Consider the following 15,907-nt stretch of genomic DNA (forward strand, 5'->3'; position numbering starts at 1 on the left):
TTTTTCGTATTTAATCCCAAATTAATGGTCTTTCTAAGTTTATCATTCGTAAATATTGTAAAAATTGACCAGCATGGACCGCATCATGATAGGCAATTCGTAATAGCATGTCGCCTAAATATCTTTGATAGCCAACATCGCTTCGATCAATAAGGGTTAAATCTAGCTCAGCTATGCTTATGGATTGAACATATTCTATAAAGTCAGTAAAGTACGATTGTGCCAATTCAATTTCCTTTTTTACACAAGTAATTGGCTCGTCATCATACGGGAAATGTATATCATTTATTGAGCCGTTGTTTTTTAAAATCATATGATAGTAAAAAGTTGAGCTCCATACATGACGAATCATCTCACCAAAGGACATAGCTTCATGATCAGGCTTCCAATTAAGAAAATTATCGGGAAGAGAATTCCATAATTTTTCTGAGCGCCTTCTCGTTTCTTTCAAATTTAATATACTAAGATCAATTGCATTCATAATACATTCTCCTTTACTATTAAACTTAAAATAATTGTATCAGTTTAATAGTTAGGGTATCATCGAAATATGAATGTATATCCGAATATCTCATATATAGCTAAACTAATTGCTGAACCTACAAGAGCAATTATCTTAGATTGTCTAATGAATAATCAGGCACTACCTGCTAGCGAATTGGCTTATAAGGCAAAAGTGTCACATCCAACGATTAGTTCCCATCTTTCTAAATTAGTAGAGGGGAATCTACTTACAGTTGAACAACATGGTAGACATCGTTACTATCGACTTGCTAATCAAGAAGTTGCAGAAGTGCTTGAAAAGTTAGGGACAATCGCACCAACAGTTCAAGTTCGCTCTTTAAAACAATCAGGTCAACTAAAACAAATTCGTTATGCTCGAACTTGTTATGATCATCTGGCAGGCAAACTTGGTGTAGAGATAACTGAAAAATTACTTGATAGGAAATTTATAATTTTAGAGGATGGAGAATACATTGTAACAGAACAAGGTAAGGAATGGTTTCTGAATTTTGGAATAAATATTGATAAGGCAGATATAAAAAGGAGGGTATTTGCAAAACCTTGTCTTGATTGGAGTGAACGACGCTACCATATTGCTGGTTGGTTAGGATCTGCAATTGCAAAGCTGCTTTTTGAACAGGGATGGATTACGAAAACGGATAAGAACCGAGCTGTCCATCTTACAAAGAAAGGTGTAAAGTTATTGGAAGATCAATTAGGCATTGATATGAAAACTGAGTAAAGAAAAGCTTGAAATTAGAAAAGTCCGTCAAAATGACGGGCTTTTTCATTATGGTAGGAGTGTACATGAATAATAGGATGTTACCAATAATCGTTGCCAATAAAAAATCTTTCTTTTCATTCTTCTTTTTTAAGTTTTAAAGGAGAAAGCTAGGCTTCTTATTTTTACTAATGTTATAATAAGAAAAAAGCACGAAAAGAGGTCATCTCATGCTAGAGGTTATTGCAACATGTTTAGAAGATGTAAAAAGAATTGAAAGTGCTGGCGGAAAGCGGATTGAATTAATTTCATCTTATACAGAAGGTGGTTTAACACCAAGTTATGCTTTTATAAAAAAAGCGGTAGAAGCGGTGAGTATACCAATTCATGTTATGATTCGTCCGCATGCGAAGTCTTTTACATATACGGAAGAAGAAATTGAAATGATGAAAGAAGATATTATAGTTGCGCAGAAGTTAGGAGCAGCTGGTGTAGTATTAGGCGTATTAAACGAACAAAATGAAGTGGATGAAGAGAAATTAGCGGACTTACTATCTGTTGTAGATGGAATAAATGTAACGTACCACCGTGCGATAGATGATATAGAAAATCCAGTAGAAGCGATGAGAACTTTAAAGAAGTTTCATAAAGTAACTCACGTTTTAACTTCAGGTGGACAAGGAAATATAGTAGAAAATATTCCGGTGCTTACAGAAATGCAAAAAGTAAGTGATGGTCAAATTCAGCTTGTAGCTGGAGCTGGCGTGACGAAAGAAAGTATAAAGCGATTGCTAGATGAAACTGGAATTTCGCAAGCGCATGTCGGTACAGCGGTAAGAGAAGGAAAATCATGTTTTTCTGAAATAGATTCTAATTTAGTACAAGAATTAGTTGAAATAATAAAATAAGTGCTTAAGAAAGAGGAGAAACGATGAAGGAAAATACGAAGAAAGAATTATTCTCTTGGGCTAAGACGATAGGGTTTACCCTTGTATTAATTGCTATTATTCGCGGCGTTTTATTTACACCTTCTTTAGTACAAGGTGAATCAATGATGCCCACTTTAGAAAATAATGAACGAGTTCTCGTAAATAAGATTGGTTATAGTATAAGTGGATTAGAACGCTTTGATATTATCGTCTTCCACGGCAAAGAAGGATACGATTTAGTAAAACGAGTAATTGGTTTACCAGGTGATACAGTTGAGTATAAAAATGATGTTTTATATGTAAACGGAAAAGCGATGGAAGAACCATATTTAAAAGAGTTTAAAGAAAAAGCAGTAGGCCGAGTATTAACTCCAGACTTTACGTTAGAACAAATCACAGGGAAAACGAAAGTGCCAGAAGGCCAAGTATTTGTTTTAGGGGATAATCGTGAAGTTTCTAAGGATGGTCGCATGTTTGGCTTTATTTCAGAAGATGAGATTGTCGGAAAAGGACAAGCTGTTTTCTGGCCGTTGAAACAAGTAAGAGCGTTATAAAGTGTAGTGAAGTATGGGAGAGATATTCTTCCATACTTTTTTATTTGCTTAAAATCTATTGAATGAATTGAAAGAATATTTTATAATTTTAAATTATATGTTTGTTTCGAAAAATGGAATTTAAGTTCTGAAATTCGGAACGAAAGGGAGAGAGAATGAGTATAAATAAAACGGCAGTTAAGACAATGGATATTTTAGAATTGTTTTATGAGCATGAAGAGCTCAGTTTAACAGAGATGGTTCAGCTTACAAATATGCCGAAAACATCTGTTTATCGTTTAATTGGCTCGTTGGAAGAGATGGATTTTTTACAAAAAAACGAGAAGGGGAAATATCGTTTAGGAGTCGTTTTTTTACGGTTCGGTCAACTTGTTTCACAACGATTATCAGTAAGAAATATAGCAATTCCTTATATGAAAGAACTTAGAGATAGTTTAGGACAGGCAGTTAATTTAATAATTCAAGATGGTAATGACGCAATTTATGTTGAAAAGATGGAAGGTGTTCAGCCGGTACGCGTGTATACGGCGGTTGGAAGAAGAGCGCCGCTTTATGCTGGTGCATGTCCGAGAATTTTACTATCGTATTTCTCTGAGGAAGAGAAACGGAGATACATAGAGGAAGTGGATTTAAAACAGTTTGCAGATGGAACAATCGTGGATAAGAACCAATTGTTAGAAGTGTTGCAAATGGCAAAAAAGGAAGGCTACACAATTAGTTATTCTGAGTTAGAAAATCATACAGCAGCTATAGCAGCGCCTATTTTTGCGAGCGATGGAACGGTTGTAGCAGGCATTAGTATTTCGGGATTAGCAATTGAGTACAGCGAAAGTAACATTTCATATTTTATCGCGAAGGTGAAAGAGACAGCGAATCGCATTTCGAAAGAACTCGGCTTTTTGGCATAGAAAGAGGGAGTAGGATGAAATTTTCTGCGTTAGGGGATCAAGCAATTATTGTTACATTTGGTGAAGAAATTAAGATGAATATATATGAGAAAGTACAGCGGTTATTTCAAGCACTGCAGCAACATCCGTTTGCAGGAATGATTGAGTGCGTTCCGTCGTTTACTTCATTAGCTGTTTACTACAATGTATACGAAGTATGGAAGAGAAATGAGAGAAGTGAAAGGCCATATGATTACGTTCACCAGTATATAAAGGAGCTTTGTGATTCTTATAAAGAAGAAGTAAAACAGGATGTGAAACATATTTCTATACCAGTGTGCTACGGGGGAGAATATGGACCTGATTTAGAAGAGGTTGCGCATTATAAAGGTTTACAAGTAGAAGATGTGATTCGAATACATAGTGAAACTACATATTTTGTATATATGCTAGGTTTTACACCAGGGTTCCCGTATTTAGGAGGACTATCAAAAGAATTAGAAACACCTAGAAAAGAAACACCACGGTTACAAATCTCTCCTGGTTCAGTAGGTATTGGCGGAAATCAAACAGGTATATATCCGCTTGAAACACCAGGAGGATGGAATATTATCGGCCGAACTCCTATTTCATTATTTAATCCAGAAGAAGAAATACCAACATATATTCAAAGTGGTATGTATTTACGATTTATCCCAATAACGAAGGAAGAGTACGTATCATTTGAGGGGGCTGAAGAATGGATGTAGAAGTTTTGCATGCAGGAATGTTTACAACAGTCCAAGATTTAGGGCGATCTCATTATCAACAATACGGTGTACCAGTTGGCGGGACTATGGATCAAAGTGCACTTCGGATGATCAATATGTTAGTCGGTAATGAAGAGAATGAAGCGGGACTCGAAATGACGATTATGGGACCTAAATTGTTAATAAAGAAAACGACTTTACTTGCGATTGGCGGAGCAGATATGGAACCGTTATTGAATGGAGAATGTATCCCGTTATGGCGTCCCATTTTAGCGGAAGAAGGTAGTATGCTTTGTTTTGGAAAAGTGAAAAGTGGTTGCAGAGCGTATGTGACTTTTGCGGGTGGCATCCATATTGATCGCACTATGGGAAGTAAAAGTACGTACATACGTGCTGCGATTGGCGGTATAGAAGGAAGAATGTTGAAAAAGGGTGACTACTTCCAAATTGGTGCACAACCAGCAATGGCGAATCGTTTCATTCAAGACTTACAAAAAGATGAGAGAATAAAAACGAAATGGGCAATTAGCAACAGCGTACTACCAAAGTATAAGAAACATCCTAAGCTTCGTGTCATAACTGACTTTGAATATGATCAATTTACAGAAGAAAGTAGAAAGGCATTTTTTACGAAAGAGTATAAGGTATCTAATTATGCTGATCGTATGGGCTATAGGGTTGAGGGAGAAGTTTTAAATAGGATTGAAGAAAAAGAGATTTTATCGAGTCCTGTTACATTTGGAACCATTCAAGTTCCTAATGGTGGACAGCCGATTATATTAATGGCAGATAGGCAAACGACAGGTGGCTATCCGAGAATGGGAAATATCATTTCAGTAGATTTACCTCTTCTTGCCCAGCTAAAGCCGGGGGACTATGTTTCTTTTGAGAAAATTACGCTTGAAGAAGCGGAACAATTGTCCATAGAACAAGAAGTAAATATGAATCTATTAAAGAAATTCATCGCTTTACGAAGCTGAGAGCAGGAGGGAAATATCATGACTACAATTGATTTGAATTGTGATTTAGGAGAAAGTTTTGGCGCTTATAAAATGGGGAATGATGACGAGATTCTTCCGTTCGTTTCCTCTATAAATGTTGCTTGTGGTTTTCATGCGGGTGATCCGTCCGTTATGCGGCAAACAGTTGAAAAGGCAATGCAGCATAACGTTGCGATAGGGGCACACCCTGGATTTCCAGATTTAATTGGATTTGGTAGAAGGAACATGAACGTTTCAGCAAGTGAAGTATACGATTATGTTTTATATCAAATTGGTGCATTAGACGGTTTTGTAAAAGCAGCTGGCGGGAAAATGCAGCATGTAAAGCCGCACGGTGCCTTATATAATATGGCGGCGTCTAATCCGGAAATCGCAGATGCAATCGCAAAGGCAATATATTATATGAATCCATGTCTATTATTTTACGGATTAGCAAATAGCGAGGCGTTTATACAGGCTGCGGAAAAATACAATATAACTCTCGTACAAGAGGCTTTTGCGGATCGTACATATAAGCAAGATGGTACATTAACGAGCCGTACAGAAGAAAATGCGCTTATAAAAGATGAAGACGAAGCGATAAAGCAAGTGCTTCAAATGGTGAAAGAAGGCCATGTGAATTCGGTCAATGGAGAGGAAGTAGCAGTTCAGGCGCAGACGATTTGTTTACACGGTGATGGAGAAAAAGCAGTACAATTTGCGGGAAGAATATACAGAATATTCGAACGTAATGGTATTTCTATTTGTGCACCGAAATAAAAAATAGGGGGAAGTGCTGGGATGATTAAATTAATCGGAATACTACTTGTTGCAGTGGGCTTTTTATTTAGATTAAATACACTTTTAGTAGTTATGGTTGCAGGTATTGTTACTGGTATGGTTTCAGGATTAAGCTTTTATGATGTGATTAGCATGTTCGGTAAATTTTTCATAGAAAATAGATATATGTCTATGCCAATTATATTAACTTTACCGGTAATCGGAATTTTAGAGCGTTACGGTTTAAAAGAAAGAGCAGAAGCACTTATAACGAAATCAAAAGGAGCAACAACTGGAAGAGTATTAATGTCATATTTTACGATAAGAGAATCATCAGCAGCACTTGGACTGAACATTGGTGGTCATGCGCAAACAGTAAGACCGCTCGTTGCACCGATGGCAGAAGGGGCTGCGCAAGGTAAATATGGTAAGTTACCTGAGAAGTTAAGAGAAAAGATTAAAGCAAACGCAGCAGCTGCGGAAAATACAGCTTGGTTTTTCGGAGAGGATATATTTATCGCGACTGGTGCTATTTTACTAATGAAAGGATTCTTCGATTCAGTAGGTATGCATGTCGGTGTATGGGATATGGCACTTTGGGGCATTCCAACTGCAATATCAGCACTTATTGTAAGCTGGATCAGATTTAGAAGATTTGATAAATATATAGCGAAAACGATGACATCAAAAGAAAAAGAAGAGAAGGAGGCAATATAAAATGAACATCATCACAATGGATACAATTTATTACGTATTAGGTATAATCGTTGCCTTTATCGCCGTTCGTATTGCATTTGATCGTGAACATCCAAATCGATTTGGCTCTAGCTTGTTTTGGGCGTTATTTGCAGTTACGTTTTTATTCGGAAATGTAATCCCTTCATTTTACGTTGGCTGTATCGTGCTCGCTATGGTCGTGTTAGCTTCATTAAATAAAGTAACAAAATCAGAAGAGAAAGAAGTACCAGTACAAGAACGTGTGAAACATGCGGAGAAATTAAAAAATAAAGTTTTCATGCCCGCACTATTAATTCCTATTTTTACAATTATCGGTACGTTAACGTTAGGGAAAATTAAATGGGGAAATGTTTCTCTTGTTGATCCGGATAAAGTCACATTAGTTGCATTAGCACTTGGGGCATTACTTGCATTCATTGCCGCGATGCGTATTACAAAATCGAAAATAACAACGCCTGTTCAAGAAGGAAGCAGACTATTACAAGCTGTCGGCTGGGCTGTCATTTTACCGCAAATGTTAGCAGCACTTGGCGGTATTTTCGCGAAATCTGGCGTTGGACAAGTCGTTTCTGATTTAGTCGGACAAGTATTACCGACAGAGTATCCGTTCGTTGCTGTTATGGCATATTGTTTAGGTATGATGCTGTTCACAGTCGTAATGGGAAATGCATTCGCAGCGTTTGCCGTTATTACTGGCGGAATTGGCTTACCTTTAATTGTTCAAATGCACGGAGGAAACCCCGCAATTATGGCAGCACTCGGTATGTTCGCTGGGTATTGCGGAACGCTGCTTACTCCAATGGCAGCAAACTTTAATATCGTTCCGGCAATGCTTTTAGAGCTAAAAGATAAAAATGCAGTTATTAAAGCACAAGTACCAATAGCTCTTTCAATCTTTATTATCAATATGTTTATTATGTACGGCCTAGTATATCGTTTCTAATTAGGAGGGAAAAACTATGAAAACAGTATTATTAACAGGGTTTGATCCGTTTGGCGGAGAAAGCATCAATCCAGCTTGGGAAGTCGCAAAAAGTTTGCATGAAAAAACAATCGGAGAGTACAAGATTATTAGTAAACAAGTACCAACAGTATTCCAAAAATCAATCAGCGTATTAAAAGAGTATATAGAAGAACTAAACCCTGAAATGATTATATGTATTGGACAAGCCGGGGGCAGACCAGATATTACGATAGAGCGTATCGCAATTAATATCGATGATGCAAGAATTGCTGATAATGAAGGGAATCAGCCGGTAGATGTACCGGTCGTAGAAGAAGGAGCGATTGCCTATTGGTCTACGCTTCCGATGAAAGCAATCGTAAAAAGACTTCAAGAAGAAGGTATACCAGCTTCCGTTTCACAAACGGCAGGCACATTCGTTTGTAATCACTTATTCTATGGACTTATGCATGAACTAGAGAAACATGATAAGAAAATAAAAGGCGGATTCATTCACATTCCGTTTTTACCAGAACAAGCAAGTAACTATCCAGGGCAACCGAGTATGTCACTTTCTACTATTAGTAAGGGGATCGAATTGGCAATCGAAGTAACGATGACAGTTGAAGTAGATATTGTAGAGGTTGGGGGCGCAACGCATTAAGTAAAATGAATTGTACAACACCTCCTGTAAACAACTGGTATAATAAGTATAGCAATATACATAGAGGTGATTTTTGTGAAGTTTGAAGAAGTACGTTCAATTTTAGAAAAAGCGAAGAAAATTACAGTATTAACAGGCGCTGGTGCAAGTACGGAAAGTGGTATCCCAGATTTTCGTTCAGCAAATGGATTGTATGCTGATGCGAATGTGGAGATGTACTTATCGAGAGGGTACTATAACAGAAGTCCGAAAGAATTTTGGAAGCATTATAAAGAAATCTTTCAAATTAATACGTTCCATCAATATAAACCAAATCGTGGACATCGCTTTTTAGCTGAGCTAGAAGAACAAGGGAAAGATATTACGATTTTAACGCAAAATATTGACGGTTTACATCAATTAGGTGGCAGTAAGCATGTCATTGATTTACATGGAACACTTCAAACTGCACATTGTCCGAAGTGTAAAGCGGGATATGACTTGCAGTATATGATTGACCATGAAGTGCCTCGCTGCGAGAAGTGTAATTTCATCTTAAATCCAGATGTTGTTTTATACGGAGATACATTGCCGCAATATCAAAATGCGATAACACGTTTATATGAAACAGATGTACTTATCGTTATGGGAACCTCATTAAAAGTACAACCCGTCGCTTCATTCCCGGAAATCGCAAAGAGGGAAATAGGAGCAACAACGATCTTAGTAAATGAAGAGTTAACTGGGCAAGAATATAACTTTGATTTTGTTTTTCAAAATAAAATTGGCGAATTTGTTGAAGGAGTATCTTCAATGAAATAAGTTATCGAAAAAAGTGAGGTATCTACCTCACTTTTTTATTTGAGTAATCGCTGTTTTAAGCCATATGAAAACATTTCGATAATGTAGTAACACCATCTCTATAATTTATAAAAAAGAGTTTGGTAGGTAAAATGGCAGAATAAGAAGTAATATTTTCTTTAACGAATACACAGTCGTCATAAAGTAAGTTAATATGTAGCTGTTGTGAAGGTTTTATTTGGTGTTGTTTTAGGTATAAAACTAAGTCATTATAAAGTTGTTTACTATAATTACTTACGGAATATTCAATTGAAAGCTGACCTGCTATGCTAGTCCACCATACTTTAAAACTACATATTAATTCTTTAAATGATTCCTCGTCACATAAATTAACGTCAAAAAGCTTCTCATAAAATATATGATTCTCCTCGTGAAAAATTTGTAAATCATATCTGTCGTTAGCAGTTTACTTACGAAGAGTCAGCCATAATTCTTTGAAATTTGTTTTAAAGTCAGTGGAGAAATGTAATGTTTTTGTTATGTAAGGAAAACGAAAATTTTCTTTTTTTCCTTTTTGATTGAGATAAATATTTTGAATGTAGATCATAAAGTTTAAACAATGTGGCGTATTAGTATGTATGATAAACGAATCTGTCATTTTCGTTCTCTCCTTAAGTAATGTCTTTTATGAATTTATTTCTTTAGTATACAAATAAATGTAAACGAATGGTATAAAAATCAATTTGCCTCATTTTTCTTTTAGAATAATATTCATGTTATTGTGCATTAAGGGAATGGTAATAAATAGGATAATGAATTAAAAAACTGAAAATTAAATCTTTTATTTCTTCTGTAATTAATATAAAATTCTATATATATCATATAAATAAATTTGATACATAATGATTTTGCGTAGAAATGTTAATAGAATGAAGCGAGGGAGCGAAATGAGGCAGAAAAAGGAGCAGAAAAAACAATCGAAAAAGAAAAAGACTCATATTCCATTTCGGTTAAATGTACTATTTTTTATTGTCTTTCTTTTATTTTCAGCTATTATAATTCAATTAGGTAAAGTACAAATCATTGATGGAGAAACGTATAGAAATGAAGTAAACAAAAAGGAAGATGTAACGGTAAGCACTCCCGTTCCTAGAGGGAAAATGTTTGATCGGCAAGGTCACGTTATTGTAAATAATAAACCATTGCGAACCGTTACATATACGAAAATGAGAGGAGTAGACTCGAAAGAAGTTTTACAAGTAGCAAGAGATTTAGCCAAGCTGATTGAAATGTCGCAAGAGGACATGGATAAGTTAACAGAGACAGATAAGAAAGATTTTTGGATGCAGTTAAATGAAAAGCGGGCAGCAGCGAAAGTAACGAAAGAAGATGAGAGTAAATTTAGAAGGCAAGAAATAGAAGGAAAAGAATTAGATAAAAAAGTAGAAGAACTGCGCCGGGAAAGAATTACACAAGAAGAATTAAATGAGCTTTCAAAGGAAGATATAGAAGTATTAGTAATTAAAAGCAAAATGAATGCGGGATATAAAATGACACCGCAAATCGTTAAAAAAGATGTAAGTCAAAATGAATATGCTGTCGTTAGTGAAAGATTGGCAAGTTTACCGGGGGTAGATACGACAGTAGATTGGGAACGTGAATACCCAAATGATAAAATACTTCGCTCTATACTAGGTAGCGTTTCTAATGAAAATGAAGGGTTGCCAAGAGAACAATTAGATTATTATTTAGTTCGTGAGTATCATCGAAACGATCGTATTGGTAAAAGTTACATTGAAAAACAATACGAAGATGCACTACATGGAACGAAAGAACAGTCTAAAAATATTATGGATAAAGCAGGGAAAATTGTTCGAACAGAAAAAGTGACCGAAGGAAAAAGTGGAAATAACTTAATGTTAACAGTCGATATGGATTTACAGAAAAAAGTAGAGGGAAGCCTTGAAAAGAATTTACGAGCTTTTCATGCTGCAGAGCCGATGATGGATCGTGCGTTCGTAGTAATGATGAATCCGAAAAACGGTCAAATTTTATCAATGGCAGGAAAGAAAATTGTAAATAAAGATGGCGGTATGCAAATAGAAGATTATGCATTAGGAACGATGACAAGTTCTTATGAGTTAGGATCAACTGTAAAAGGTGCTACTTTATTAGCTGGATATCAAACAGAAGCGATTAAGCCATATACACATTTCTTTGATACACCAATGTATTTTAAAGGAAGTTCTAAGCCGAAGAAATCGTGGAAAGAATTTGGGGATATTGATGATTTAAGAGCTTTACAAGTTTCATCGAACGTTTATATGTTTAATACAGCTTTAAAAATGGCAGGCATTAATTATGTCCCAAATAATCCATTAGATATTAAACAAGAAACATTTAATAAAATGCGCTACTATTTTAGACAATTTGGCCTAGGTGTGTCGACTGGTATTGATCTGCCAAATGAAGCAATCGGTCAAGTAGGTAGAACTGATAACATACCCGGATTTTTACTTGATTACGCGATTGGACAGTATGATACATACACGCCGCTTCAGCTTGCGCAATATATTTCCACAATTGCAAATGGCGGTTACCGAATGAAACCACAAATTGTACAAGAAGTTAGAGAACAACCGAATAGACCAGAGGATGTAGGAAAAGTCGTTCGGTCGATTGAACCAGTTGTATTAAATCGAGTGGATATGGACACTTCGTACATTAATCATGTAAAAGAAGGATTTAGAAGAGTTTTTCAAGAAGCTGACGGAACAGGTACCGGAACGTTTAAAGGGTTACCATATAAACCAGCCGGAAAAACAGGAACAGCTGAGACAGTATATGGTGGAGAAAGTGATATTGGAAGAGATGAGAACTACAACCGAAAAAAATGTTATAATTTAACTCTTGCCGGTTATGCACCATATGATGCTGATCCGGAAGTAGCTTTTTCAGTTGTTGTACCATGGGTGAATGATGATAAATCAGGAATTAATTCTGCGATTGGTAAAGAGATTTTGGATGCGTATTTTGAATTAAAAACAAATAGATCAAATGCAAATTCAATTCCAGTAGAACAACCGAACAAGGCACAGTAAAAATAGTATCACTGCATGGAAACATATTGTGCAGTGATATATTTTTTGAGTTAAAAAGCGCTTTATAAGGTGGGAATGGATATGAAAAAGGAGATTAAGAGAGGCTGGGGAAAGTACATACTATTTATATTTGTGATGGTAATAGGCTACCATTCTTTTACTTTATGTAAAGTGGAAGGGGAATCGATGCAGCCGACTTTATATGAAGAAGACTACGTATTTGTAAATAAAGCAGCAGTACGTCTTTCTAATTTACAACACGGAGAAATTGTCATTATAAAGGAAGAGGATGAATCGAAATATTATGTGAAACGTGTAATAGGACTTCCTGGCGATGTAATTAACATAACGAACGGAAAGGTATATGTGAACGATAAAAAACAAGAAGAACCATATACGAACAAAGATTTATTTAACAACACACAAGTGTTTTATAACTTTCAAAAGACAAAAATTCCGCCAAATAAGTTATTTGTAATGGGAGATAACCGCGAAGTAAGTAGAGATAGTCGCAATGGCTTAGGATATATTGAAGAAGATAACATAATTGGCAAGGTGGAATTTGTATATTATCCTTTTTCAAAAATGAAAATGATAGAATAAGTGGGGGAGGAGCAAAACCCCACTTATTAAAGCTTCACTTTATTTTCTTTAAAAAACCTTTTGGATTAAATGATATGAAAAATTTATGTTTAGACTCGTCGATTATGAAATTATTGTTTTTAGTTAAAAACTCATCCACAGCTTCCATCGGGCCAGGACCCCAATTGGGAAGAAGCGGATTTCCATTAATGGAGGTATCTTCTACAATCATATAACTGCCAGTAGTGACGATAGATTTATATAGTAAGAGTTCTTTGGATACATGTTCTTTACTATGATCAGAATCTAAAATAACTAAAATCACATCATCAGGTTTGCGCATACTTACTATTGTTTGGATGGCCTGCACAGAAACAGAAGATGCTGTTAAATACGTAATCCGATTATGTGATGGCCGATTTGGCTGTGGAGTTATATCGATAGTAAGTACGTGACCTTTTCCAATTAAATCTAACATAGAAGCTAAATATAATGCACTACCACCATGAAAAGTCCCGCATTCAATAATTAAATCGGGCTTTAATTCATAAATAATTTCTTGATACAAAAAGAGATCAGAGGGAAGTTTACAGATTGGAACCCCGAACCAGTGTGTATCGTTTAACCACACAAGGCTGTTGTAATATTGGTTTAAAAATGCATTGCTTATAGTATCGATTTTAAATTCTCCTTTCTAAAAAAGATTCTCTCGTTTGACGTAAAGTGTTTACGCATGAAAGTTGTACTATATATTATGTGGTAAGGAATTGTAAGGAGAGGGTTTTTACTTGAAAATAAGATAAATAACTCATGTGTAAATGAAAGGAAATGATCATATGTACAAGTACACAATTTGCTTTATTAGAAAAAGCGATAAAATACTGCTATTAAATAGAAATAAAAAGCCGAATATGGGGATGTGGAATGGTGTCGGAGGGAAAATAGAAGAGAATGAAACGCCATACGATGGAATAATTAGAGAAACGTTTGAGGAAACGGGCATAGAACTTTCAAGTGTAACGTATAAAGGGACTGTTGTTTTTAAAGGGAAAGATGAGCCCCAGGCTAGTGAAGGAATGTATGTATTCATTGCTGATTTGCCAGATGAAATGCAGATGAATACACCATTTCGTACGGCTGAAGGATTATTAGAATGGAAAGAAATTGATTGGATATTAGATGGTGATAATAGAGGTGTAGTTAGCAATTTACCAAAATACTTACCGATAGTATTAACAGAAGAAAAAAGTTAGAGCATATATTTACGTATGATAACCGGAATATTATTCATTACACAACTGTATGTTTGGCAGAGGATGATGCGAACAAAAGATATGAAAAACAACTTGTTTCTCAATAGAAGATAAGTGAAAAAACTATTTTTATACTCAAGCAGATACTATTTTAAAAAGAGTAAGCGGCATTTTTATGTTGATTGCTTTAGATATTTAACTGAGAAAAAGACATGTTTAAAGTACCATTTATATTTTGATTAAAATAATATTAATGATTGTAGGCGCAACCTTTACGTGGTTAGCGTCTGATTTGTTGTTAAGATAAGAATAGGTAGAAAAAATAGACTAGTAAACAAGCTGTTTTTGAATTTTAAACATAGAATAGGGGGAGTCTTATTAAAAAGAGGAGGGAATTATAGTTATGGGATGTAATAGTAATTTCAGACGTTTTCGAAATTGTAATAGGTTTTGGGATGATTTAATGTTTTGTAGATGCAGACATAGAGACTGTGATGAATGTCGTTGTAAACGTGACCGTGATTGCGATTGTGATAAATGTCGACGCAAACGTAATCATGATCGTGACTGTGATGAACGTAAAGAGTGGTAAATTCTATAAGAAGAGTGCTTTTAAGAAAAGCACTCTTTTTTTATTTAGTATTCTATATTATTAGCTGCGAATCGCTTTAATCATAAAACGATGTTGCTTCACATCAAAATATCCTTTTTGCAAGATAATCTCATGTATACGATATAACTCCTCAAAGTACCTTTCAACAGTAAAATCAGGAATTTGCCACGGAATTGCTTTTAAATAATAGACGATAGCGCCAATATCATAAAAGTATTGGAAAGGGAATTCTTCTTTTGCTTCTAAAATAGTAAATCCATTTTCCCCTAACTCACTACATGCTGCTTCGAGAGACCAATTTGCAAATTCGTTATTTAGCGGTGCGCTAAACTGCTCATTTAGTTCCGCACAATCGAGACCACCAACTTGTTGTGTAAGGAAAATTCCATTTGGAGAAAGGATTCTGTTTACTTCAGAGGCGGCATATAATTCATGTTGATTTATGATTAAATCAAACTGACCATCTTGAAATGGTAAAGCAGTATCATCCGTTACCTCTATCACTGTAACCCCTAAAGGTTCTAATTTCTTCCGAGCAATTGGCACATTTGGAGCATAACCCTCCGTCGCATAAATATTTGACGGGAATGGTTGTAACATAGATAAAAACTCTCCGCCGCCAGTGCCCATATCTAACATTGATTCTGCACGCTGCATAAGCTGGAAAGCAGTGCTGTCGTATGACCAAGATAAAGGCTCGTTCTTCATTCGACCCGTCTCTGAAATGAAAGAAAAATCCCAGCCGCTAAAATGTGTATTTGCACTTTCTAATAAAGTTAAAAATAATGGATCACGTTTCATAATTTTGTCCTCCTATTTTTTAATGAATGAAATGATGAGAAAAGAAAAAGGGAGGGCCTCTTATGAAAGTGGAACGGTTTTATGTTTCGTGTTCGGATAGATTCATATAAATTCGCTCCTTCGAGAATGATTATTTATATATTCGGGATAAGTAAGTGAAAGTCCTTTGATCAAGAGCTAGGGAATTTAGTAGATACGCGTATGAATTCCCTTTTCTTTTATTGGAAATCTGGAACGCTCTTTGGTGTTTTGCGGCTGTTTTACTTGATTTAACTTTTTAAGAAAAAAGTAATTGACACTTAAAATAAAATTATGATATTATTAAATA

General features: G+C 35.4%; 17 protein-coding genes and 2 pseudogenes. 15 read left to right on the forward strand and 4 right to left on the reverse strand.

Annotation, left to right across the window (positions count from 1 at the left end):
* Positions 1–10: 10 nt before the first annotated feature.
* Complete coding sequence (locus tag JFU02_RS00260; protein ID WP_061667777.1) at positions 11–481, reverse strand: DinB family protein; 471 nt, start codon at positions 479–481, stop codon at positions 11–13.
* Positions 482–550: 69 nt separating this feature from the next.
* Here JFU02_RS00260 and JFU02_RS00265 point away from each other — a divergent pair, with 69 nt between their 5' ends.
* The 11 genes from JFU02_RS00265 to JFU02_RS00315 all read left to right on the forward strand — a co-directional run bounded on the left by JFU02_RS00265 (position 551) and on the right by JFU02_RS00315 (position 9,250).
* Positions 551–1,246 (forward strand): ArsR/SmtB family transcription factor, encoded by a 696-nt coding sequence (locus JFU02_RS00265; RefSeq protein ID WP_201069418.1) that lies wholly within the window; start codon positions 551–553, stop codon positions 1,244–1,246.
* 209 nt (positions 1,247–1,455) lie between these two features.
* Complete coding sequence (locus JFU02_RS00270) at positions 1,456–2,133, forward strand: copper homeostasis protein CutC (RefSeq protein WP_000895106.1); 678 nt, start codon at positions 1,456–1,458, stop codon at positions 2,131–2,133.
* A 23-nt stretch (positions 2,134–2,156) separates the two neighbouring features.
* Complete coding sequence (gene lepB, locus JFU02_RS00275; RefSeq protein WP_000662495.1) at positions 2,157–2,708, forward strand: signal peptidase I; 552 nt, start codon at positions 2,157–2,159, stop codon at positions 2,706–2,708.
* Positions 2,709–2,863: 155 nt separating this feature from the next.
* Positions 2,864–3,616: an IclR family transcriptional regulator gene (locus JFU02_RS00280; protein ID WP_000026352.1), complete on the forward strand. Its 753-nt coding sequence runs from the start codon at positions 2,864–2,866 to the stop codon at positions 3,614–3,616.
* A 14-nt stretch (positions 3,617–3,630) separates the two neighbouring features.
* The gene (gene pxpB, locus JFU02_RS00285; protein WP_000672279.1) at positions 3,631–4,344 is read left to right on the forward strand and encodes a 5-oxoprolinase subunit PxpB; all 714 of its coding nucleotides are present in this window, start codon (positions 3,631–3,633) and stop codon (positions 4,342–4,344) included.
* On the forward strand, positions 4,335–5,324 hold the full coding sequence (locus JFU02_RS00290) for a 5-oxoprolinase subunit C family protein (RefSeq protein ID WP_098285842.1): 990 nt from the start codon (positions 4,335–4,337) through the stop codon (positions 5,322–5,324). Before pxpB ends, JFU02_RS00290 begins: the two co-directional genes overlap by 10 nt.
* A gap of 18 nt (positions 5,325–5,342) precedes the next feature.
* A complete protein-coding gene (pxpA, locus tag JFU02_RS00295) occupies positions 5,343–6,104 on the forward strand; it encodes a 5-oxoprolinase subunit PxpA (RefSeq protein ID WP_061667773.1) in 762 nt (253 codons plus the stop codon).
* A 21-nt stretch (positions 6,105–6,125) separates the two neighbouring features.
* The gene (locus tag JFU02_RS00300; RefSeq protein ID WP_000593388.1) at positions 6,126–6,821 is read left to right on the forward strand and encodes a DUF969 domain-containing protein; all 696 of its coding nucleotides are present in this window, start codon (positions 6,126–6,128) and stop codon (positions 6,819–6,821) included.
* 1 nt (position 6,822) lies between these two features.
* Positions 6,823–7,785, forward strand: a complete 963-nt coding sequence (locus tag JFU02_RS00305; protein WP_001021664.1) for a DUF979 domain-containing protein — start codon at positions 6,823–6,825, stop codon at positions 7,783–7,785.
* 16 nt (positions 7,786–7,801) lie between these two features.
* Positions 7,802–8,449 carry a pyroglutamyl-peptidase I gene (gene pcp / locus JFU02_RS00310; RefSeq protein WP_000859743.1) on the forward strand — a complete coding sequence of 216 codons (648 nt, stop codon included), beginning with the start codon at positions 7,802–7,804 and terminating at the stop codon, positions 8,447–8,449.
* Positions 8,450–8,515: 66 nt separating this feature from the next.
* The gene (locus tag JFU02_RS00315; RefSeq protein ID WP_003307288.1) at positions 8,516–9,250 is read left to right on the forward strand and encodes an NAD-dependent protein deacylase; all 735 of its coding nucleotides are present in this window, start codon (positions 8,516–8,518) and stop codon (positions 9,248–9,250) included.
* 55 nt (positions 9,251–9,305) lie between these two features.
* Here the strand turns inward: JFU02_RS00315 and JFU02_RS31850 are convergent.
* Positions 9,306–9,887: pseudogene (locus tag JFU02_RS31850) on the reverse strand (hypothetical protein).
* 289 nt (positions 9,888–10,176) lie between these two features.
* Between JFU02_RS31850 and JFU02_RS00320 the strand changes: the two are divergent.
* Together JFU02_RS00320 and lepB (JFU02_RS00325) are read left to right on the forward strand one after the other, a co-directional pair.
* Positions 10,177–12,330 (forward strand): peptidoglycan D,D-transpeptidase FtsI family protein, encoded by a 2,154-nt coding sequence (locus JFU02_RS00320; protein WP_201069419.1) that lies wholly within the window; start codon positions 10,177–10,179, stop codon positions 12,328–12,330.
* Between the two features lie 81 nt (positions 12,331–12,411).
* Positions 12,412–12,933: a signal peptidase I gene (gene lepB, locus JFU02_RS00325; protein ID WP_000711483.1), complete on the forward strand. Its 522-nt coding sequence runs from the start codon at positions 12,412–12,414 to the stop codon at positions 12,931–12,933.
* 34 nt (positions 12,934–12,967) lie between these two features.
* Here lepB (JFU02_RS00325) and JFU02_RS00330 read toward each other — a convergent pair whose 3' ends face one another.
* Positions 12,968–13,591 carry a cephalosporin hydroxylase family protein gene (locus JFU02_RS00330; RefSeq protein WP_276308202.1) on the reverse strand — a complete coding sequence of 208 codons (624 nt, stop codon included), beginning with the start codon at positions 13,589–13,591 and terminating at the stop codon, positions 12,968–12,970.
* A gap of 157 nt (positions 13,592–13,748) precedes the next feature.
* Here JFU02_RS00330 and JFU02_RS00335 point away from each other — a divergent pair.
* Both JFU02_RS00335 and JFU02_RS31855 read left to right on the forward strand, forming a co-directional pair.
* Positions 13,749–14,272 (forward strand): annotated as a pseudogene (locus JFU02_RS00335) (NUDIX hydrolase).
* Positions 14,273–14,568: 296 nt separating this feature from the next.
* On the forward strand, positions 14,569–14,757 hold the full coding sequence (locus JFU02_RS31855; protein ID WP_098223300.1) for a hypothetical protein: 189 nt from the start codon (positions 14,569–14,571) through the stop codon (positions 14,755–14,757).
* Positions 14,758–14,817: 60 nt separating this feature from the next.
* On the opposite strand, the gene JFU02_RS00340 is transcribed toward JFU02_RS31855, so the two are convergent.
* Positions 14,818–15,579 carry a class I SAM-dependent methyltransferase gene (locus JFU02_RS00340; protein ID WP_098867140.1) on the reverse strand — a complete coding sequence of 254 codons (762 nt, stop codon included), beginning with the start codon at positions 15,577–15,579 and terminating at the stop codon, positions 14,818–14,820.
* Positions 15,580–15,907 lie beyond the last annotated feature (328 nt).

Origin of the sequence: Bacillus sp. TH13 (genome assembly GCF_016651175.1) — a bacterium.
GTDB classification, from domain to species: Bacteria; Bacillota; Bacilli; order Bacillales; family Bacillaceae_G; genus Bacillus_A; species Bacillus_A thuringiensis_S.